The 21202-nt window shown below is 66.6% G+C and carries 13 protein-coding genes; 2 read left to right on the top strand and 11 right to left on the bottom strand.

Annotated features, from left to right (window positions below; translation table 11 throughout):
- Nucleotides 1-34: 34 nt before the first annotated feature.
- On the top strand, nucleotides 35-1432 hold the full coding sequence (gene bcaP, locus ACLB1G_RS05380; protein WP_491626160.1) for a branched-chain amino acid transporter BcaP: 1398 nt from the start codon (nucleotides 35-37) through the stop codon (nucleotides 1430-1432).
- 430 nt (nucleotides 1433-1862) lie between these two features.
- On the opposite strand, the gene ACLB1G_RS05375 is transcribed toward bcaP, so the two are convergent.
- The 9 genes from ACLB1G_RS05375 to ACLB1G_RS05335 all read right to left on the bottom strand — a co-directional run bounded on the left by ACLB1G_RS05375 (nucleotide 1863) and on the right by ACLB1G_RS05335 (nucleotide 18122).
- On the bottom strand, nucleotides 1863-3542 hold the full coding sequence (locus ACLB1G_RS05375) for a methyl-accepting chemotaxis protein (protein ID WP_491626159.1): 1680 nt from the start codon (nucleotides 3540-3542) through the stop codon (nucleotides 1863-1865).
- A gap of 226 nt (nucleotides 3543-3768) precedes the next feature.
- A complete protein-coding gene (locus tag ACLB1G_RS05370) occupies nucleotides 3769-6627 on the bottom strand; it encodes a glycoside hydrolase family 31 protein (protein WP_491626158.1) in 2859 nt (952 codons plus the stop codon).
- A 46-nt stretch (nucleotides 6628-6673) separates the two neighbouring features.
- Nucleotides 6674-8350, bottom strand: a complete 1677-nt coding sequence (locus ACLB1G_RS05365) for a GH35 family beta-galactosidase (RefSeq protein WP_491626157.1) — start codon at nucleotides 8348-8350, stop codon at nucleotides 6674-6676.
- 11 nt (nucleotides 8351-8361) lie between these two features.
- Entirely contained in the window at nucleotides 8362-11379 is a 3018-nt protein-coding gene (locus tag ACLB1G_RS05360) for a TonB-dependent receptor (RefSeq protein ID WP_491626156.1), read from the bottom strand.
- 92 nt (nucleotides 11380-11471) lie between these two features.
- Nucleotides 11472-13667 (bottom strand): exo-alpha-sialidase, encoded by a 2196-nt coding sequence (locus ACLB1G_RS05355; protein WP_491626155.1) that lies wholly within the window; start codon nucleotides 13665-13667, stop codon nucleotides 11472-11474.
- A gap of 73 nt (nucleotides 13668-13740) precedes the next feature.
- The gene (gene xylF / locus ACLB1G_RS05350; protein ID WP_491626186.1) at nucleotides 13741-14706 is read right to left on the bottom strand and encodes a D-xylose ABC transporter substrate-binding protein; all 966 of its coding nucleotides are present in this window, start codon (nucleotides 14704-14706) and stop codon (nucleotides 13741-13743) included.
- Nucleotides 14707-14859: 153 nt separating this feature from the next.
- Complete coding sequence (locus ACLB1G_RS05345; protein ID WP_491626154.1) at nucleotides 14860-15903, bottom strand: aldose epimerase family protein; 1044 nt, start codon at nucleotides 15901-15903, stop codon at nucleotides 14860-14862.
- Nucleotides 15900-17105, bottom strand: coding sequence for a XylR family transcriptional regulator (locus ACLB1G_RS05340; protein ID WP_491626153.1), 1206 nt, complete (start codon nucleotides 17103-17105; stop codon nucleotides 15900-15902). The genes ACLB1G_RS05345 and ACLB1G_RS05340 overlap by 4 nt, the downstream gene beginning before the upstream one ends.
- Before the next feature lie 147 nt (nucleotides 17106-17252).
- Nucleotides 17253-18122 (bottom strand): LysR family transcriptional regulator, encoded by an 870-nt coding sequence (locus ACLB1G_RS05335; RefSeq protein WP_491626152.1) that lies wholly within the window; start codon nucleotides 18120-18122, stop codon nucleotides 17253-17255.
- Nucleotides 18123-18222: 100 nt separating this feature from the next.
- Here ACLB1G_RS05335 and lldD point away from each other — a divergent pair, with 100 nt between their 5' ends.
- Complete coding sequence (gene lldD, locus ACLB1G_RS05330) at nucleotides 18223-19374, top strand: FMN-dependent L-lactate dehydrogenase LldD (protein WP_491626151.1); 1152 nt, start codon at nucleotides 18223-18225, stop codon at nucleotides 19372-19374.
- Here the strand turns inward: lldD and ACLB1G_RS05325 are convergent.
- Nucleotides 19357-20154 carry a DeoR/GlpR family DNA-binding transcription regulator gene (locus ACLB1G_RS05325; protein WP_491626150.1) on the bottom strand — a complete coding sequence of 266 codons (798 nt, stop codon included), beginning with the start codon at nucleotides 20152-20154 and terminating at the stop codon, nucleotides 19357-19359. The genes lldD and ACLB1G_RS05325 overlap by 18 nt on opposite strands.
- Before the next feature lie 216 nt (nucleotides 20155-20370).
- On the bottom strand, nucleotides 20371-21177 hold the full coding sequence (locus tag ACLB1G_RS05320; RefSeq protein WP_491626149.1) for a DeoR/GlpR family DNA-binding transcription regulator: 807 nt from the start codon (nucleotides 21175-21177) through the stop codon (nucleotides 20371-20373).
- Between the last annotated feature and the right edge of the window lie 25 nt (nucleotides 21178-21202).

Here is a 21202-nt window from a genome sequence, read left to right as displayed (position 1 = left end):
TTATTACAACGTCAACTCGTGGAGAAGAACTGAAGTGGGTATTTTCAGAACAAAAAATCTGGATGAGATGGTCGCCGCCAGCCACAAGCCGGGCGGACTGGCCAAGGTCCTGGGACCATTCGACCTGGTCCTGATGGGCATAGGCGCCATTGTCGGCACCGGCATCTTCGTGTTGACGGGCACCGGCGCCGTGACGGCCGGGCCGGCCCTGACCCTGTCCTTCGTGGTGGCGGCCATCGCCTGCTGCTTCGCGGCCCTGTGCTACGCCGAATTCGCCTCCACCGTGCCGGTGGCGGGCTCCATCTACACCTATACCTACGCCACCCTGGGCGAGCTGGCGGCCTGGATGATAGGCTGGGACTTGCTGCTGGAATACGGCCTGGCCACCTCGGCGGTGTCGGTGGGCTGGTCCGGCTACTTCCAGTCGCTGATCGCCGGCTTCGGCGTCAAGCTGCCCGTGGTGCTGACGGCGGCGCCCGGCGCCATCCCCGGCGTCACGACCTGGATCAACCTCCCGGCGCTGTGCATCATGCTGGTGCTGACCGCCATGCTGAGCTGGGGCGTGCGTGAATCGGCGCGCCTGAACAACATCATGGTGGCCATCAAGATCGGCGTGGTGCTGCTGTTCATCGTGGTGGGCGCGCGCCATGTGCAGCCGGCCAACTGGCAGCCCTTCATGCCCTATGGCACCCACGGCATGCTGAGCGCGGCAGCGCTGGTGTTCTTCGCCTTCATCGGCTTCGACGCCGTGACCTCGGCGGCGGAGGAAGTCAAGCGTCCGGCGCGCGACCTGCCGATCGGCATCATCGGCTCACTGGCCGCCTGCGCCGTGCTGTACGTGGTGGTGTCGGCCATCATGACCGGTATCGTGCCGTACAAGCAATTCCTCGGCATCGACCATCCCGTCACCCTGGCCCTGCAATACGCGGGCGAGAACTGGGTGGCCGGCTTTGTCGACCTGGGCGCCATACTCGGCATGACCACCGTGATCCTGGTAATGGCCTATGGCCAGACCCGCGTGATCTTCGCCATGTCGCGCGACGGCCTGCTGCCCAAGCGCCTGTCGTCGGTGCACCCGCGCTTCCAGACCCCGTTCTTCGCCACCTGGATGGTCGGCATCGTGTTCGGCCTGATCGGCGCCGTGGTGCCGCTCAACGTGCTGACCGAGCTGATCAACATTGGCACCCTGGCCGCGTTCTGCCTGGTGTCGGTGGCGGTGGTCATCATGCGCAAGAAGCGCCCCGACTTGAAGCGCGCCTTCCGCTGCCCCGGCGTGCCGGTGATCCCGGCGCTGGCGGTGGTGTTCTGCGTGGTGCTGATGGCCTACCTGACCCTGACCACCTGGATCGCCTTCGCCATCTGGCTGGTGATCGGCCTGGCCGTCTACTTCGGCTACTCGCGCCACCGCTCGGTGCTGGGCCAGCAGGGCTGACCCCTCCTGGCGTCCAGCCCGCCGGTGTCTGACCTCCCCTGGTGTCCCCCGGTGTCCGCCCCCCGGTGTCAGATCTGCCATTGGTACATGAGTCCGCTTTTCCAGACGAGGTCATGTACTATTGGCAGACCTGACACCCGTGGTGGCAAGACGAGGTCATGTACTATTGGCAGACCTGACACCCGTGGTGGCACGGTGCTGGGCCAGCAGGGCTGATACTCCCGGCGCCCAGCCCCCCGGCCTGTCGCGCCCCACCCGGTGTCCACCCACCCGGTGTCAGATCTGCCATTAGTACATGGGTCCGCCTTCAGAGGCGAGCTCATGTACCATTGGCAGACCTGACACCGGGGTGACACCTGACACCGGGGTGACACCCCGGGGTGACACCGGGGTAGATACCGACGCCAGGGTTATTGGCCTGGCTGCGGCGTCAGAACTCTTCCCACTCCTGGCTGCGCGCTGCGGCCGGGGCCAGGCGCGGCGCGGACTTGCCGGGCAACGCGGCGCGGGCCGGCGCCGCTGGCAGTGCCACCGGCAGCGCCTGGCCGGTACGGAATGCGCCAACCGCCTGGTTCAGGTTGTTGACCTGCACCTGCATCGCCTGCGCCGCGGCCGCCGCTTCCTCCACCAGCGCCGCGTTCTGCTGGGTCACATCATCCATTTGCATCACCGCCTGGTTGATCTGCTCGATCCCGGCCGACTGCTCGCGGCTGGCCATCATGATCTCGGCCATGATGTCCGTCACCCGCCGCACGCTGCCCACCACGTCCTGCATGGTGGCCCCGGCCTGCTCCACCAGCCGGTTGCCGATCTGGACCTGGTTGACGGAATTGCCGATCAATTCCTTGATTTCCTTGGCTGCCGCCGCGCTGCGCTGCGCCAGCGTGCGCACCTCCGAAGCCACCACGGCGAAGCCGCGCCCCTGCTCTCCGGCGCGGGCCGCTTCCACCGCCGCGTTCAGCGCCAGGATATTGGTCTGGAAGGCGATGCCATCGATCACGGCAATGATGTCGACGATCTTGTGCGCCGAGGTATCGATGGCGGCCATGGTATGCACCACCTCGGCCACTACCGCGCCCCCCTTGGCGGCCACGTTGGAGGCGGATTCCGCCAGGCCGTTGGCCTGGCTGGCCCGGTCCGAATTGAGGCGCACGGTGCTGGTCAGCTCTTCCATCGACGAGGCCGTCTCCTCCAGCGTGCTGGCCTGCTGCTCGGTGCGCGCCGACAGGTCCAGGTTGCCGGCCGCGATCTGCTGGGCCGCACTGGAAATGGTGGCGCTGCTCTCCTGCACCTGGCTGACTATGCGCAGCAAGCCCTCACGCATGGCGTGCATCGCGTACAGCAGGCTGCCACGGTCGTCCGGCCCAACGCTGATGGGCACCACCAGGTTGCCACCCGAGATCTCGGCGGCGATGGCCGCCGCGTCGCCCGGCTCGCAGCCGAGCTGGCGCACCACGCCGCGCGTGATCAGCCACGCCGATACGGCGCTGCACAGCAGCGCCAGCGCTCCCACCAGCAGCATCAGGCGGCGCGCCGACTCGTAGGCTTCATCGGCATTCTGCACCGCCTCGCTGTTCTGCTGCTCCTCCAGCGCCACCAGCTTGCGTATCAGTTCCCACCACTGCTTCTGCACCGGCCGGAATTCAAAGCGCAGCAGCTTGTAGGCCTCGTCCTGCTGCTGATTGAGCGCCATGTCCTGGGCGCGCTGTATGTAGGGCGCGGCCAGTTCGCCCTGCTTGCGGATGGCGTCCAGCAGGCCGCGCTCCTCATCCGTGGTACCCTGGGTCTCGCGAAACATCCGCGCCAGCTTGTCGAGCGCGTCGCCGTACTTGGCGCTCTGGTCGCCGATGCGCTTGGTTTCGATCTGGATTTCCTTGGCGTCCTTCAGCAGGATCAGGTTGCGCAGCGCCAGGGCGCGCTCGGTGACGGTCAGGTCCATGGTCTGCGCGAGGCGCGTCTCGACCCCGTTGACCTTGGTGATTTCCACCATCCGCCCCTGGATCTGGCGCATGCTGCTCAAACCCAGCGCTATCACCACCAGCAACAGCAGCGACACCAATCCAAACCCTATGCCCAGCCGTTTGGCCACGCTTAAATTACTCAGTTTCATACTTTCCCCCGCTTCAGGCATCCATGGACATGAAATCGTTATCGACTTCCATGGTAGCGGGTGAAAACACGGGAATAGTCACCAATAATCACGATTTGCGCAGCTGCAACACGCCAAATAAACTTGACGCAAGGCATGACATGCGCTGCGGGCGCCATTGTCCCGGCAAGCAGCGCCGGCGCGGCGGCCGCCGGCTTGCGGACTGCAAGCCAGCGCTACCGTTGCGTCAGCGCTTCACCACCACGGCGTGGCCGTCGTAGCGCACCTCGCGGCCGCCCTGGTCCAGTTGCGCGGCAGGGGCCTGGCCGGGGCCGATGAACTGCACCCGGAACACCCGCCGCTCGGGCATGCCACGGTAGGCGCCGCTGCGCGCACCGATGGTCAGGGTGCCGCTGGCCTCCTGGTAGCGGAACGGGATGCGGCTCGCTTCGCCCTTGAGGTAGGCATTGCTGACGCCGTCGTCCTCGTACAGGCTGGCCTGGCCGTCGGCGCCAGTGTAGACCTGCAGGGTCAGCGGCGCGTCCGGCTGCTCATCGACGTACTGCATGACCGGCCCCAGCGGGACAATGGCGCCGGCCCGCACCAGCAGCGGCATGCGCGCCAGCGGCGCCGGTATGGTCACGGTGGCGCCGCCCGCGTAGCGCCGTCCGCTATGGAAGTCGTACCAGGACGCGCCCTTGGGCAGATACACGCTGCGCTCGCGCGCGCCGTACACATACACCGGCGCCACCAGCAGGTCATGCCCGAACAAATACTGGTCCTTGATGTCCTTGGCCTTGTCGTCGCCCGGGAAGTCCATCACCAGGCCGCGCATGATGGTGCCGGAGTCGTAGTGCGTCGCGGCCGCCGCCGTGTAAATATAGGGCATCAGGCGGTAGCGCAGCTGGTCGTACCACACCATGGTGTCGCGCATCTCCGAGCCTTCCGGCGAAATCTTGTGGATCTCGCGCTTGACCACTTCCCCATGCGAGCGGAACAGGGGCGAGAAGGCGCCGAACTGGAACCAGCGCACATTCATCTCCTGCCATTCCTTCACGTCGGCCGGATTGACCACCTTGGCGCCCGTGCCGCGGTTCTCCTGCGCGCTGCCCACCTCGCCGAACTGGAAGCGCTCCTCCTGCGCATAGCCGCCGATATCGTGTGTCCAGTTCGGAATCCCCGACATGGAGAACGACACGCCCGCCGAAATCTGGTCGTACAGGTTGTTCCAGCGCGCCACCGTGTCGCCGCTCCACACCGCCGCCGCATTGCGCTGTATGCCGGCAAAGCCGGAGCGCGACAGGATGAACTGGCGCGTGTCCGGCTGGTCGCGCTTCAAGCCGTCATACATGGCTTGCGTGTGCACCAGGCTGTAGGGATTGAAGGTGATTTCGCCGGCGCCATACACGGTGGGCCCGATCAGCTTCTTGAAATCCTCAGGGCGCGAGTTGGACAGCACATCAGGCTCGCTGTTGTCCATCCACCAGGCGTCAAAGCCCAGGTCGACCAGCTTGGTCTTCATCTGGCGGTAGTAGATGTCGCGCGCCTCCTGGGTGTAGGGATCGTAGTGGCTGTTCCTGTAGCCCGGCCCGACCCAGTCCAGCGCCCCATCCTCCACGTTCCTTGTCCACATATGGCCCTTGGCAAGCAGTTCCTTGTAGTTGGCGGTACTGTCGTAGAACTTGCCCCAGACCGACAGCATGATGCGCGCATGGTTGCGGTGCACCTCGTCCACCATGCCTTTCGGATCGGGGAAGCGCTTCTGGTCGAAGTCATGCGAACCCCAGGCGTTTTCCGGCCAGTAGAACCAGTCCTGCACGATGTTATCGAGCGGCCAGCCGCGCTTGCGGTATTCGCGCACCGTCTCCAGCAACTGCTCCTGGGTCTCGTAGCGCTGGCGCGACTGCCAGAAGCCGTAGGCCCACTTCGGCATCATGGGCGCCTGGCCGGTCAGCAGGCGGTAGCCGGCGATCACCTGGTCCATGCTGGGCGCCGAAATCACGTAGTAATTGATGGCTTCCGCGATCTCGGACGACATGGTCAGCGAATGGCGCTCCGGCGCCGGCAGCGGGTTGTTGTGGGTGATGGCCACCATGCCGCCGGCCGGCTTCCATTCCAGGTGCAGCCGGACCGGCTTGTCCTTCTCGAACTTCACCTCAAAATTGTGGTACCAGGGATTCCAGCCCTGACGCCATACGTCCAGCACCTGCTTGCCATCGATGCTGAGGGTCGCGTAGTCGGAAGAATACAGCTGCAGCTTGTGCTCGCCCGGCTGGTCCGAACTGAGAGTGGCGTCCCATACCACCTTCACATCCTTGAGCTGCTTGATGTCGCCCAGTTCCTTGGCCGGCCAGTTCTCGGCCACGTCCTTCAGGTACTGGTAGGCGATATCCTTCTCGTGGCGCGTCAGCATCAGCTTGCCACCCACGTAGTAGCGCGCGGTCAGGCCGCCTTCCCTGCCCTCGCTGTCCACCACCTTCAGGTCGCGCACCAGCGGGCCGTAGGGTTTGGGGTCGCCAAAGCGCGAGATCGAGTTGTTATCCCACAGCAGGCCGTAGTTCTTGTCCGAGACCAGGAAGGGCACCGCCACGTCCATGTTGTGCTGGGCCAGCAGCACATCCTCGCCGTTCAAGTTCATCTGCCCGTTCTGGTGCTGACCCAGGCCGTAGTACGCATCGCGGGTGCCGTGGTTGAAGCCCTCTTTGATGGCCAGGAAGGGCTTGCCGCCGACGTCGACCGGCGCCAGGCTTTCCGACGCCTGCCGCAGGAACACCTTGCCGCCGGCGTCGCGGAACTGCAGCTGTCCGTCCGCCAGCGCCACCGTGGCAGAGATGGCGCCGGCCTTCAGGGTCACCGCGCCGGCCGCCTTCTCCACCGTGAACCGGCAGGCGCAGGGCTGGGCGATGGTCATCAGCGAGGGCGTCAGCTGCTTGCCGGCGCGGTCGGTCTTGACCACGTGGATGATGTTATCGGCCATCAGCTCCAGCCGTACTTCCTTCACCGCGCCCTGGTCGGGCTGCACCACCACACCGCTGGCGGTTTTTTCCACGCTGGACGCCAGCGCCAGGCTGGATGCGGCCAGGGCCAAACAGGTCACCGCGGACATAGGGATGTATCGCACTTGCTGTCTCCGTTCTTGTGTGATGGCGGGCTTACCAGGTGCCTACCTTGACCTTCAATACCGTGGGCTGCGCGGGCAGGTTGAGGCCATAATCGGTCTGGTCGCCATTCCAGTTGCGCTCCATGACCCATTTCCCCTGGGCGTTGAATTGCCCCTCCTCCACCCGCGCCCACAGCACTTCCTTGCCGCCGTTGGCGCCCAGACCCTCGATGCGCACGCGCGCATTCTGGCCGGCGATGATGAATTCATTGTCGGCGATCTGCGCGATGGCCACGCCGCCGTTGGGCGACTCGGTCCCGGCCTGCATTTCCTTGACATCCTTGAACCAGGAGCGGTCGCCGAACTGCCATTCGCGGAAAGTGACGTTGGCTTTCCAGTTCTTCATCTCCACGCTCTGCGCGGCGCGGTCGTCGCCCTCGGCCACGCCGTAGGTGCGGCCTTCCGCCACCCAGCGCGCCCACTGCCGCTCCATGGGCCGGAACACGGCAAAGATTTTGCCGAACGGTTCCACCATGCTCTTGTCCTTGGCCTTGGAGCCGAGCGGGAAATTGCTGTAGTCGGCGTAGTCGATGCCGAACGGCGCGAAACCCAGCGCACCGCGTCCCAGCACCAGCCAGCTGTAGCGTACATAGTCGGCGCCATTGCTCATTTCCGGCACCACCAGCGGATTGTCGGGGCGCTGGAACTTGTCCAGCGTGGCGTGGAACTTCTTCGAGTCCGGGCTGTAGACGTCCGGACCGGCGAAATCGATGTGGGGCGCGGCCGCCTTGTAGATGTCGATCACGTCATAGGTCGGGCCGCCGCTGGAAAAATCGTTGTTCCACGGGGCCATGGGCGTGAGCGGATTGCGCAGCGAGTTGTTGACGTACATGGGCAGGTCGTACACGGCGCGTCCCGCCTTGGCGATCTCCTCGATGTAACTGGCGATGGCCCAGGTGTGGAAGTACTGGTCGGCATAGTCGCCATACACCTGGGACCAGCTGCCCGACGCCGCCAGCGGCACCGGCGATTTTTTATGGTCCAGCACCGCCTGCGGCACCGGCTGCTGGAAGGCCGCCTGCGCCTTCGGACTGAAGTCGCGCACCCAGCCATAGGTGCCGACCTCGTTCTCGACCTGCATCATGATCACCGTGCGCTGCGCCTCGTCGATCTTCTTGATGTGCTTCATCAGCTCGACAAACGCCTTGCGGTCGGCCTTGAGCGTTTCCTCGCCATGCGGCGACAGGCAGTAGATAGGCTTGCCGTCCTTGTCCAGCATGCGCGGGAAGCGCGCATTGTCGAACTTGACCCATTCCGGGGTGTAGGACGGCCCGGTGTTCTTCCAGGTGCCGAACCACAGCAGCACCAGGCGCACCTTGTTCTCGCGCGCCTCCTTGACCAGGGTATCGACAAAGCTGAAGTCAAACTTGCCCTCCACCGGCTCGATCTGCTCCCACGCGACCGGCACCTCCACCGTGTTGGCGTGCATGTCCTTCACGGCCGGCCACACCTTCTTCAGCGCGGCCGGATAATTGCTGGAGTTGTGCACCTGGGCGCCCAGCATCACGAACGGCGCGCCATCGACCATGAAGGCGTAGCGCCCGTCCTGCTTGACGATGCGTGGAAGTTCGGACGCGCCCGCGGCGGCGGCGCCGGCAGCGGCCAGCGCCGCCAGGGTCAGGGTGGCCAGGGTCAGGATCGACAGCCTGCGGCCGGTGGACTGCTTCATGTGTGCGCCTTTCAGAAGGTGTATCGGAGCTGGGCAGTATAGCGCGGGCCGGACACGAACCAGGCCCGTCCCTTGGTGCCGATATGCTGGTCCATCAGCTGGGTGTAGCGGGCGTCGGTCAGGTTCTGTCCCTCCAGGCCAATCGACAGATTGTCGTTGATCTGGTAGAAAATGGATGCGTCCAGCTGGCCGTAGGAACCGGCGTAGGTCGGCAAGCCCCAGGTGACCACGTGCTGGCCGTAAGTGGGGCTGGCCGGATTGGTGTCGGTGCCGTCGCTGCCCTGGGTGCCGTTGACGTTGACCGCCTGCAGGCTCTTGGAGCGCCAGTTGTAGGCCACGCGGGCCGACAGCTTGCCCTTGTCGTACATCAGCGCCAGGTTGTAGGCGTTGCGCGACAGGCCTTGCAGCGGCAGGTTGCCGAAGGTCTGGCCGTTGGTGTCGCAGCCGTTCAGATTCAGGTTCAGGTTGGCCGCCGTGTTGGAACCGGTGCAGTAAGCCTGGTACACCGGGTTGTACAGGTCCTGCTTGCTGTCCACGAAGGTGTAGTTGGCCTGCACGCCAAAGCCGGACAGCCAGCCCGGCAGCTTGTCGAAATACTGCTGGTAGGCCAGCTCCACGCCGCGCGCGCGGCCACGGGCGCCGTTCACCGGGCCGGTGATGGTGAAATTCTGGGCATTGCCGTTCACGTCCGGCAGCTGGTAGTTATAGGTCTGGTTGATGATGATGTCCTTCAGCTGCTTGTTGAACACCGCCATCGTGATCGCCCCGGCCGGCGCGAAATACCATTCCGTGCTCAGGTCCATCTGCCGCGAAGTGGTGGGGCGCAGCAGCGGGTTGCCGGACGCCGTGCCGGACCGCGAGACGCTGTTGACCACCACGCTGTTGTTGGCGGCGTTGACCGTGGCGTCCACCGTCTGCGACATGGTGGTGTAGGCCTGCAGCTGCGAGAAATCAGGCCGCGACAGCGCGCCGGCAAAGGCGAAGCGGAATTGCAGCCTGTCGCTGGCCTTCAGGCGCAGGTTCAGGCTGGGCAGCACGTTGTGGTAGCTGTTCTCGAAGTCCTGCGACTTGGAAAACGGCAGGATGCTGGTCCAGGTCGGGCCGGTCACGTTGGCGCCGGCCGGTATCGCCGGGATGGTCTGGGTAAACACCACGTAGCCGTGGGCCGTGGTATCGGTCTTCACGTAGCGCACGCCGATGTTGCCGTCGACCGGGTAGGCCAGGTTGTCGAAGCCGAAGCGCAGCTGGCCGTACAGGGCCTTGGTCTTTTCATCCTGCTCGTTGCGGCCGGCCGGGTCGGTGCCGAAGGTGGCGGCCGCCCACGGGGTGCAGTTGGGCGCGCGGTTCTGCTGCGCCGCCAGTTCCTGGCACAGGATGTCGTGGTACTTGTGCAGGGCGGCGTAGCTGCCCGGGAAGCCGTTGGCCAGCGACACGTCCGGGAACACCACCGAGGGCACCGACACGCCACCGTTGAAGAAGTTGTCGAAGCTGTGCAGATTGGTGTTGCCGGAGAAGCGGGGATCGCCCAGCGAGGCGAGCTTGCTGATGTCCCAGCCCAGCTGCCAGGTCTGGCTGATGGGCGACCAGTTGTAGCTGGGATTGGAGTTTTCCGTGACCGAGTCGCGCTGGGTCAGGCGCGCGCCGAAGCGCACGTCGCGCAGCACCGGATGGTCGAAGTCATACTTGACGTCGCCCTTCCAGGCCTTCTCCGTGGCCTTGCTGCGGTCCATGTGCTCCATGGTGAAGGCCCAGTAGTAGTTGTTCGGATTGGCCAGGTAGGCCAGGTCGGATGCGTCGAAATTCAGGCGCGGCACGGTGCCGCGCAAATCGATATTCTCCTTGGGCAGCTGGACCCCGGTGGCCACGGTGGAATCGAGGCTGTTGGTGTGGGCCCGTATGCTTTGCAGGTCGGAAGTCACGGTCCACTGGCTGGCCGGCTTCCAGCGCACATTCCACGAGATATCGGTGGTGTCCGACTTGCGGGTGGCGGTGCGGGTGTCGTCGCCGAAGTTGATGCCGCCGTCGGCCGGATCGGTCAGGGTGCCGGTCAGCAGCGCGCCATAGGCGTCATAGGTGGCGTCCTTGCTGACCTGGATGTTGTAGGGGCTGGACTGGGCGAAAATGGCTTGCTCGTCCCACTTCATGCGGTAGCGCGACTTGAAGTAGGTCAGCGAGGTATTGAGCTCGGTGCTGGGACGCCATTGCAGCGCGCCGTAGGCGCCCTCGCGCTTGCGGTCGAATTCCAGCGTGCGCCACTGCGCGCCTTTCGGTATCCACACCGTCTTGCCGCTGACGATGTCGGTGCGCGGGTAGTAGGGTTCGACCTGGAAGGCGTCGGTACGCACCGCGCTTTCCGAATACGCCAGGTCCAGCAGCGCACCCACTTCGCCGATCGGGGTCTTCCAGCGGTTGGAGATCATGCCGGAGGCGGAGGGCGATGCCTTGCCCTTCTTCAGGGTGGCGTAGCTGTCCTGGATGGAAATCACCGACTTGAAGCCCTTGAAGTCGAACGGCATGGCGGTGCGCAGGTTGACCAGGCCGCCCACGGCGCCCTCGATCTGTTCGGCGGACGGGTTCTTGTAGATGTCCACCCCGGCCATCAGCTCGGGCGGGACGTCCTCGAAGTTCAGCGAGCGGCCGCCGTTGGCCGAGAACGAATCGCGCCCGTTCAACTCCGAGCGCACGTAGTTCAGGCCGCGGATGGTCACGCCCGAGCCTTCCACCGAGTAGTGCTCCGGATCGCCCTTGGCCATGGTGCGGTCGATGGACACGCCCACCACGCGCTGCAGCACCTCGGTCACCGAGCGGTCCGGCAGCTTGCCGATATCGTCGGCCACGATGGAGTCGACGATTTCATCGGCATCCTGCTTGATCTTCTGGGCCGAGTTCAGCGCCGCGCGCTGGCCGGTCACCACCACCACCGCGCCCTGTCCGGCGGCGGCGCTATCCTGCGCGGTGGCGCTGTTGGCAAGCATCAGCGTGGCCTGGGCCACGGCGATGGCAATGGCGGTCTTGTTGAGTTGTTTCACTTGGTCTCCCCTTCTCTTTTTTATGCGTGGCACCCCCACGCGGTGGATACGGTCCTGCGATGGCGCCGTGGCGCCGTGAAATCGTTGTCATGTCAGTGCGGCACAGTGCGCTCCGGCGCGGCGGCCTGCTGTGCGGGCCGTCCCACCACCACGCCACGGCCGGCCGTGCTCATGTAGACCACGCCATAGCTGTTCATGTCGCCCAGGATGAAATGGCCGTCGCCGGGGCCGCCGTAGGCGTGGGCGTCGTCGTTGACGCGCACCCAGCTGGCGCCCGTGTCGGTGGAGCGGAACACGCCGCGCACCCCGCCCACCGTGCCCCAGATGTAGATGGCGGGATAGCTGGCGCCGGGGGCCGCCTTGCCGAAGCCGACCGCGCCGCAATCCTGCACCGCCGCCAGCAGCGCGAAGCTGGCGCCGGCATCCGTGGAACGCGCCAGGCCGCCGGCGCGCAAGGCCACCCACACATCGCCTTCGTGGCCGGGCGCGGCGCGCACCAGGTCCGAGCCGCCGGGCGCCAGCCGCGCGCGCGGCGCGAACGAGACGCCGCCGTCGCTGCTGGCCAGCAGCACGCCGTCCTGGTAGGCGTAGAAGCGGCGCGGATTGACGCTATCGGCCACGGCGCGCATCCGCCGGCCTTCCAGCCCGCGCACCACGCTCCAGCTGGCGCCCATATCGTCCGAGCGGTAGCTGAGCGTAGCGTCCTCGGGGCTGTGCAGGATGACGGCGCCGTCGGCCGACAAGGCCACCTGTCCCTTGGCGCCGCGCATGGCAGGAGTCCTGCGCCAGCTGCGGCCCATGTCGCTGGAGGTGTACATGGCCGCGCCCACCCGCACCAGCACCGACGGCCTGGCGGCGGCGTAATCGAGGCCGGTGGTGGTGCCCATTTCGGGCTGGTGGATGGGCGCGTAGCGCCTCACTTCCGTGTGCAGGAAGCCGTCGTAGTCGCCAATGGCGGTGACCAGCGGCCCGCCCGGCAGGCTGGCCATGGCCAGCGGCACGGTTTCCTCCAGCCCCGCCACGGTGAAGGTCCAGGTGGTGGGCACGGCGCCGAGATCGGCGCTGCGGAACACGCCATTGCCCGAGGTGACCCAGGCCGCCCTGCAGTCGGCCGGATCGAATACGATGCTGCTGGCCCAATGGATGGCGTGGCGGCCGGCGATCCAGGGCACGCCGCCGGCATCCTTGGCAAAGCCGCGCGCCACCAGGTCGGTCCAGCTGGCGCCGCCATCGCTGGACAGGAACAGGCGGTCGCCCCGGCCACTGCCCTGCGGCAGGTAGGCGCTGATGGTCGATGCCAGCAGGCGCTGCGGATTGCGCGGATCGGCGGCGATGCCGCTGAAGGCCGCCTTGACACCCGGCGGCGTGACATTGCGCCAGGCCCCGTCCGCGATGCGGTACTGCCACAGCGCGCCATCGTCCATGGGTTCCGGCGGCGACTGGCTGGGATGCGGTCCGGCGCCATTGGCATAACTGAGGTAGAGGTGGCCGGCGCCATCGAGGGCCGCACGCTGCGGCATCAGCCGGGGCGCACCGGCGACGGGCGCGAAACTGGCGCCGCCGTCGTCGCTGCGGTACAGGTTGGGGCCCACGGCGGCGTCGCGCGACACGCCCACATACAGCCGCTGGGCCCTGTCGTGCGCCACGCTGGCCGGATCGGGCAGCACGAAGCTGATGCCGGCGCCGTTGGGCGTGGCGGTCACGTCCAGTCCCGGCAGGCGCTGCCAGGTCAGACCGGCGTCCACGCTGCGGAACAAACCGTTCCAGCGCGTGCCCGCGTACAGCACCTCGCCGGCGCCGGGATCGACGGCCAGCTTCTCGCCATTGCCGCGCCCCATGCCATTGCCGTGGGTCTTGAACTGCGCCGTCACGTCGGTGACGGCGAAGCTGCGGCCGTAGTCCGAGGAGCGCAGGATGGCCGTCTTGCCACCGTTCAGGTAGCCGGTCCCGGCCAGTAGGTAGACCCGGGCGGCATCGTGCGGATCGACGGCCAGCGCATCGATGCCCAGGTAGCCGGTGCTGTCGTCCGGCAGCCAGTCCAGCAAGGGCTGCCAGCGCGCCGCCGCTGCGTCCCAGCGGTAGGCGCCGCCCACGTCGGTGCGTGCATACAGCACGCCGGACCCGTCGCGCGCAGGGATGATAGCCGAGACAAAACCGCCGCCGCCGATGGCCACGCTGTCCCACACATAGCGTTGGCCCAGGTCCAGCGATGGTAGACCCGGCGCGGCGGCGGCAGCGCCGGCAAGCACCGCGCACAGCATGGTCACGGACAAAAAACGGTATCTCATTTATGAAAAGGTTTTCATGAGCTGGCGAAAAAAATCGGGACAGGCCCCCCTGCCCCGATAACCCCGCAGGAGACTACTTGCCGCTCAACTGAGCATTCGTGTAAAAGCCGTCGGCCACCAGCAGGTCGACATTGGCCTTGGTCAGCGGGGTGGGCTTGAGCAATACGGTGCTGACCTTCTTGTAGCCGTTGTCGTACTGCGCGTTGTAGGCCGGCTTCTCGTTGCGCACCAGTTGCACCGACAGCTTGGCGGCCTCGCTGGCGATCAGTTTCAGGGGCTTGTACACGGTCATGGCCTGGGTGCCGGACAGCACCCGCCGCACCGCCGCGATATCGGCGTCCTGGCCCGAGACCGGCACCTTGCCGGCCAGCTTCTGCGCCGCCAGCGCCTGGATCGCGCCGCCGGCCGTGGCGTCGTTGGAGGCCACCACCGCATCTATCTTGTTGCCGTTCGCGGTCAGGGCGTTTTCCACGATGGCCATGGCCTCGGACGCGCTCCACTCCTTGACCCATTGCTTGCCGACCACCTTGATGTCGCCTTTGTCGATCAGCGGCTGCAGCACGGCCAGCTGGCCTTCGCGCAGCATCTTGGCGTTGTTGTCGGTGGGCGCGCCGCCCAGCAGGTAGTAATTGCCCTTGGGCTTGATCTGCACCAGGCTCTGGGCCTGCATCTCGCCCACCGCCTTGTTGTCGAAGGAGATGTAGGCGTCGATGTCGGCGTTGAGCGCCAGGCGGTCATAGGAAATCACCTTGATGTTGGCCTTCTTGGCCTCGCGGATGGCGTTGCTCAACACGGTCGCGTTGAAGGGCACGATCACCAGCGCGTCTACCCCGCGCGAGATCAGGTTCTCGATCTGCGACAGCTGCTTCTGCTCGCTGCCGTCGGCCGACTGCACGTACACCTTGGCGCCCAGCTGCGAGGCGGCCGCCACGAAGTAGTCGCGGTCGCGCGCCCAGCGCTCCAGGCGCAGGTCGTCGATGGAAAAGCCGATCTTGGGATTCCTGGCGTCGGCGCTGGCGCTGCCGCAGGCAGCCAGCATCAGCGTGGCGGCTATCAGTTTCTTCATGCTTCAGTCTCCGTTGTGGTGGGCCGCTGTGGGCGCGGCCTGCTATGTTCCTGTCATGGTGCCGCGCCCCGGCCTGCGGCGCAATTGCGAAACTCACCAAGCACGATCATGATTCCACGCAGCGCCTCACGCCTGCAGCGACAGGCGGTACACCGTGACCTGGCGGTGCACGCGGCCCGGCTGCAGCAGCACTCCGGCCGGCCCGGCGCCGGCCTGGGCCTCGAGGCAGAAGCCGTCGTGCCGCACATAGGGCCGCGCGGCGCGTCCCTGCACCCCTTCCAGCACATTGCCGCTGTAGAACTGCAGCCCGGCCCCGGTGGTGGACACCTGCAGCCGCCGTCCCGAGCCGGGATCGACCACCCGCGCCACCTCGCGCGGTACCGTGCAAGCGCCCCCGCCCCCACCTTCTTCCTGCGGCAGATCCACGCAATAGCAGTGGTCGAAGCCGCCCGCCAGCCGCAGTTGCGGATCGGGCCAGCCCAGGCGCGCGCCGATCGCGGCCGGCTCGCGGAAATCGAAGGGCGTGCCGCTGACCGGCGCCCGTCCCACCGGCAGCCCGCCGGCATCGATGCGCAAATAGTGGTCGGCGGCGATCTGCAGCATGTGGTCGCCCACGTCGGCGCTGCCGCCATTGAGGTTGAAATACGGATGGACGCTCAGGTGGATGGTGGTGGCCACGTCCGCCACCGCCTCGCAGGCGACGGTCAGGCTGCCGTCATCGTCGAGCCGGTAGCGTACCTGCACCTGCAGCCGGCCGGGCAAGCCGTCCGCGCCGCTGTCGCCATGCGCCGTTTCCAGCCGCAGCACCAGGCCGTCCTGGTCGGCCGCAGCCTGCCAGCGCGCCCCGCGCAGCCCGGCCCCGCCCAGCGTCGGTCCGCCGTCCGCGCCCACCTGCAGCGTGGCGCCGTCCAGCGTGTAGCGGCCCTGGGCGATGCGGCTGGCCCAGGCGCCGACGGCGGCGCCCCGGGTTCCGCCCTGGCTTGCAACCTGGCCGCCGCCGGCATAGCCGAGCAGCACGTCGGCCATGCGGCCGTAGCGGTCCGGCGCCCACCATGACACCAGCGCCGCCCCCTGCTCGCTGATGGTCAGCCGCATGCCGCGCGCATTGCGCAGGGTATGCAGCCGGCCCGAGGACAGGGGATAGCCGGCGCTGACGTCGTCGGCCATCATGAGAGGTGGCCGGCGGCGTCCGGCTCGCGGGCGCGGGCCTGGTCCTGGTAGGCGCGCGGCGTGCAGCCCAGCTCGCGCTTGAACACGGAATGCATGTACTGGCTGGACGTGAAGCCGCAGCTGGCCGCCACGTCGGACAGGTTGCAATCGCCGCGCCGCAGCCTGGCAATGGCGGCGTCCAGGCGGAAGCGCAGGATTTCGTCATGCACGCTGCAGCCCAGCTCCTGGCGGAAATGGAATTCCAGCGAGGAACGCGAAATGCCCACGTAATCGGCCACCTGGTCGGTCTTGATGCCCTGGCAGGCATACTGGCGGATGAAGTGGCGCGCCCGCATCACGTGCGGATGCTTGGCCGGCTCGTGCATGCTGGAGGCCAGCACGTTGATGCCGGCCGGCGGCACCAGGATGCGGTGGTCGGCCAGGCGCACGCCGTGCAGCATCTGGTCCAGCAGGTGGGCCGCCGTGCGTCCCATCTCCTGGGCGCCCTGGATCACGGAACTGAGCGGGATGCGGGTCAGCACCCGGGCCAGCGGGTCGTTGTCGATGCCGATCAGGGCCACCTGCTCCGGCACCGCGATGCCGGCGATCATGCAGGCCTGCATCAGCTGGCGCGCGCGGGCGTCGGTCACGGCTATCACGCCCACCGGCTTGGGCAGGCTGCGCAGCCAGGCGATCTGCTGCTGCACCGCCTCGTCCCAGGCCGGGGCGCTGGTGCAGTGGCCCCGGTAGACTTCGGCCGCCAGGTTGTCGCGCTGCATCAGGGTACGGAAGGCTTTCTCGCGTTCCTGGGCCCAGCGGTTTTCCTGCGATTCCGGCAGGCTGAACATGGCGAAGTTGCGCAGCCCGGTTTCGATCAGGTGGTCATAGGCCAGCTTGACCAGCTTGAAATTGTCGGTCGCCACATAGGGCACGCCGGATGGATAATCGCCCGTGTCCTGGTAGGAGCCGCCCACCGCCACCACCGGCACCCGGCTGCGCGCCAGGGCGGCGGCCACGGCCGGGTCGTCGTAGTCGGCGATCACGCCGTCGCCCTGCCAGGCCTCGATGCCGGGCAGGCGCAAGCGGAAATCCTCCTCCAGGAACAGGTCCCAGGAGGTGCGGGTGCTGGACAGGTAGGCGGCAATGCCGGTGATGACCTCGCGGTCGAACATCTTGTTGGCGTTGAACAGCAGGGCGATACGATGCGTCTTGGGCATCAGCATGGTGTTTGTCTCCTTGGCGGTTCTCAAGACGCGGTCTGTGCCGCGCTGTTGCTTCCAATGTTTTCCAATTGTAATGCCAAAGTTTTATGTATTTTGCATTCCTGCCGAGTTCGCTTCAATTATGAAAATCACCAAGCATGACTGCGATTATGCGGAAGCGAGCTCCAGCCAGGCCCTGGCGGCCGGCGACAAATGGGCCGCGCGCCGCCAGGCCAGCGCCAAATGCCAGTCTGTGCCCGGCTCGTCCAGGGGCACCTGGGCCACGTCCGGACGGGCGTGCATGCCGGCCAGCAGGCGTGGAAAGAAAGCAACACCCACCCCGGCCGCCACCAGGTCGGCAATGAAGTCGAGCTGGGCGCTGCGCGCCGTCACGTGCGGCCGCACGCCACGGCGCTCGCAGGCGTCCAGGATGATGCGGTTAAGCGCGAAACCGGCTTCGAACAGGATGAAGGAGGAGCCGGCCAGGGCGGCGAAATCGACCCTGGCGCTGCCGGCCAGCGGATGGCCGGACGCCATCAGCGCCACCAGCGGCTCGATGCGCACATCCTGGCTGTCGAACTCGGGGCCGACCGGCGCCAGCAGGGCCGCCAGCTCGATTTCGCCGGCCGCCAGCAGCTCGTACAGGCGCTGGCTGCCGTGCTCGACCAGCTCGATCTCGATGCCCGGATGGCGGCGCCGGTACTCGGCAAACAGGCGCGCAAACAGGGCCCCGCTGCCCACCGGCGGAATGCCGATGCGCAGCACGCCCTGGGTCAGGCCGCGCAGCCCGTCCAGCTCGGCTGCCATGCCGGCCCGCTCGCCCAGCATGGCCAGGGCGCGCCGGTAGACGATCTGGCCGGCCGCCGTCAGTTCCACCTTGTTGCTTGCGCGCTGCAGCAGCGGCGTGTCCAGCTCCTGCTCCAGGGTGCGCACCGACTTGCTGATCGAGGACTGGGTGACGCTGACCACCTCGGCGGCCTGGGTGAAACCGCCCTGCCTCACCACTTCGACAAAGGCGCGCAGGGTACGCAAATTCATGGGTATTCCATTTCGGACTGGGAAGGAAGTAAAAAAGTTGTTTCCATCATAGCGCAAACGGGATTATCCTAGCGGGCAACTTTCATCTCAACTCACGCCCATGATCATTTCGTCCGCATCCGACTACCGCGAAGCGGCGCGCCGCAAGCTGCCGCGCTTCCTGTTCGACTACATCGACGGCGGCGCCTATGCAGAGCATACGCTGCGCGCCAACGTGGCCGACCTGTCGGGCGTCAGCCTGCGCCAGCGCATCCTGAAGAATGTCTCCGACCTCAACCTGGAAACCGAGCTGTTCGGCCAGAAGCAGGCCATGCCGGTGGTGCTGAGCCCGGTCGGACTGACCGGCATGTACGCCCGCCGCGGCGAGGTGCAGGCGGCCAAGGCGGCGGCCAGCCGCGGCATCCCGTTCGCCCTGTCCACCGTGTCGGTGTGCCCGATCGAGGAAGTGGCCAGCCAGAGCCCGCAGCCGATCTGGTTCCAACTGTACGTGCTGCGCGACCGCGGCTTCATGAAGAATGTGCTGGAACGGGCCCAGGCGGCCGGCGTGCGCAACCTGCTGTTCACGGTCGACATGCCGACCCCGGGCGCGCGCTACCGCGACGCCCATTCCGGCATGTCGGGCGCCAGCGGCCCGCGGCGCCGCCTGCTGCAATCGATGTTCAAGCCGCAATGGGCCTGGGACGTGGGCGTGATGGGCCGTCCGCACGACCTGGGCAATATCTCGGCCTACCGTGGCCAGCCGACCGAACTGGCCGACTACATCGCCTGGCTGGCCAACAACTTCGACCCCTCCATCAGCTGGAAGGACCTGGAGTGGATACGCGATTTCTGGAAGGGCCCCATGATCATCAAGGGCATCCTGGACCCGGAAGACGCGAAGGACGCGGTCAGCTTCGGCGCCGACGGCATCGTGGTGTCCAACCACGGCGGCCGCCAGCTGGACGGCGTGCTGTCCAGCGCGCGCGCCCTGCCCGACATCGCCCAGGCGGTGGGCAGCGACCTGACCGTGCTGGCCGACTCCGGCGTGCGCTCCGGCCTGGACGTAGTGCGCATGCTGGCCCTGGGCGCGCGCGGCGTGCTGCTGGGCCGCTCGCCTTCCTACGCGCTGGCGGCGGACGGCCAGCGCGGGGTGGAAAACATGCTGGACATCTTTGCCAAGGAAATGAAGGTGGCCATGACCCTGACCGGCGTGACCCGCATCGCCCAGATCGACGGCAGCATCCTCAGCCGCCCCTCAGTGCACGCCGCTTGACGGTCCCGGCGCCACCACCTGCACCTGCACGCCGTGGCGCTCCAGCATCTGCACCGCGCGCTCCGGCACGTCGGTGTCGGTGATCACGGTGTGGACCCGGTTCAGGGCGCACAGCAGCAGGCCGGCCTTGCGCTCGAACTTGGAGCTGTCGGCCAGCACCACCAACTGGTCGGCCTGCTTGATCAGGCGCTGCTCGGACTGTATCAGCAGCGGATCGACCTCGACCAGCCCCTGCTCGGAAAAACCGTAGATGCCCATGAACATGCGGCTGGCGTAATGGTGTTCGGTGACCTCGTTCTGGAACGGGCTGAGGATGACGTTCTGTTCGCGGTGCACGGTGCCGCCCGGCAGGAACACCTCGCAGTCGGTGCTGCGCATCAGCTCGCGCGCGCCCAGGAAGGAATTGGTCAGGATGCGCAGCTGCCTGTCGGCCAGGAACTCGGCCATCATGTAGGTGGTGGTGCCGCCGTTGATGATGATGGTTTCGCCATCCTGGCACATGGCGGCCGCCGCCGCCGCGATGGCGCGCTTGGGCGCGGCCCGGCTGGCGGCCTGCAGGCGGAACGCCTGGCTGGGCAGCTCCTGCTCCACCGCCGACGGCGCGCGCCGCTCCACCCCGCCGCGCGTGCGCGACACCAGGTTTTGCGACGCCAGCCAGGCGATGTCGCGCCGCACCGAGGCTTGCGACACGTTCAGCATGCTGGTCAATTCCTTGACGCTGATGTGCTGGTGACTGGCAAGTATCCGCATCAGATGCTTGCGTCTGTCGTGGTTGAGCATGACCGTCTCCGATTCCTTAATTATTGCTATCGATATTGATTTGGTTATAGCTGGGCGCTTTAACGCCAGTTAAAACCAGCTTGTGCGCTGCGTCAATCGTTCGATGTGGCAAAAGCTTGTCTTGCCTGCAATAAATCAAGAATTTGATCGAAATCAGGCCGCCCGTGGCAAGGATCGCAGCAGCGGACGCCATCCGGCCGGACGGCGTCCGCGCGCCTAGTGCATGCCGGACAGTGGCGCATCCGGCGCCAGCGGCGCCACCGTGCGCACCGCGACCCCGTGCCGCTCCAGCATCTGCACGGCGCGCTCGGGCGCCTCGGTATCGGTGATCACCGTGTGCACCCGGTTCAGGGCGCACAGCAGCAAGCCGGCCCTGCGCTCGAACTTGCTGCTGTCGGCCAGCACCACCAGCTGCTCGGCCTGCTTCATCAGGCGCTGCTCGGACTGCACCAGCAGCGCATCGGCCTCCACCAGCCCCTGCTCCGACAGGCCATGGATGCCCATGAACATGCGGCTGGCATAGTGGTGGTCGGTGACGTCGTTCTCGAAAGGGCTGAGGATGACGTTCTGCTGGCGGTGCACGGTGCCGCCCGGCAGGAACACCTCGCTGGCGCCGGTACGCATCAATTCCCTGGCGCCGATAAAGGAATTGGTCAGGATGCGCAGCAGCTTGTCGGCCAGGAACTCCGCCATCATGAAGGTGGTCGTGCCGCCATTGATGATGATGGTGTCGCCGTTCTCGCACATGGCGGCGGCGGCTGCCGCGATGGCGCGCTTGTGCGCCGCGCGCTGGCCGGCCTGGCGCGCGAAGGCCTGGTCGGCCAGGGCCTGGGCCGCCGCCGGGCGCAGGCGCTCGACGCCGCCGCGCGTGCGCGCCACCAGGTGCTGCGCCGCCAGCCAGGCGATGTCGCGCCGTATCGATGCTTCCGATACGTTCAGCATGCTGGTCAGTTCATGCACGCTGAGATGGTCGTGACTGGCAAGTATCTTCATCAGATGCTTGCGTCTGTGATGGTTAAGCATGTCTGCCCTCACCCATGGTCGCTGC

The sequence above is a fragment of the Duganella kummerowiae genome (assembly GCF_053572355.1).
The sequence above is the reverse complement of the archived record's forward strand: the minus strand, read 5'-3'. Positions and strand labels throughout refer to the sequence as shown.

Coding starts and splice junctions, on each gene's coding strand:
- ACLB1G_RS05375 (WP_491626159.1), bottom strand. CDS start 3,542: ATGAAACTGAGTAATTTAAGCGTGGCCAAACGGCTGGGCATAGGGTTT.
- ACLB1G_RS05370 (WP_491626158.1), bottom strand. CDS start 6,627: ATGTCCGCGGTGACCTGTTTGGCCCTGGCCGCATCCAGCCTGGCGCTG.
- ACLB1G_RS05365 (WP_491626157.1), bottom strand. CDS start 8,350: ATGAAGCAGTCCACCGGCCGCAGGCTGTCGATCCTGACCCTGGCCACC.
- ACLB1G_RS05355 (WP_491626155.1), bottom strand. CDS start 13,667: ATGAGATACCGTTTTTTGTCCGTGACCATGCTGTGCGCGGTGCTTGCC.
- xylF (WP_491626186.1), bottom strand. CDS start 14,706: ATGCTGGCTGCCTGCGGCAGCGCCAGCGCCGACGCCAGGAATCCCAAG.
- ACLB1G_RS05345 (WP_491626154.1), bottom strand. CDS start 15,903: ATGATGGCCGACGACGTCAGCGCCGGCTATCCCCTGTCCTCGGGCCGG.
- ACLB1G_RS05340 (WP_491626153.1), bottom strand. CDS start 17,105: ATGCTGATGCCCAAGACGCATCGTATCGCCCTGCTGTTCAACGCCAAC.
- ACLB1G_RS05335 (WP_491626152.1), bottom strand. CDS start 18,122: ATGAATTTGCGTACCCTGCGCGCCTTTGTCGAAGTGGTGAGGCAGGGC.
- lldD (WP_491626151.1), top strand. CDS start 18,223: ATGATCATTTCGTCCGCATCCGACTACCGCGAAGCGGCGCGCCGCAAG.
- ACLB1G_RS05325 (WP_491626150.1), bottom strand. CDS start 20,154: ATGCTCAACCACGACAGACGCAAGCATCTGATGCGGATACTTGCCAGT.
- ACLB1G_RS05320 (WP_491626149.1), bottom strand. CDS start 21,177: ATGCTTAACCATCACAGACGCAAGCATCTGATGAAGATACTTGCCAGT.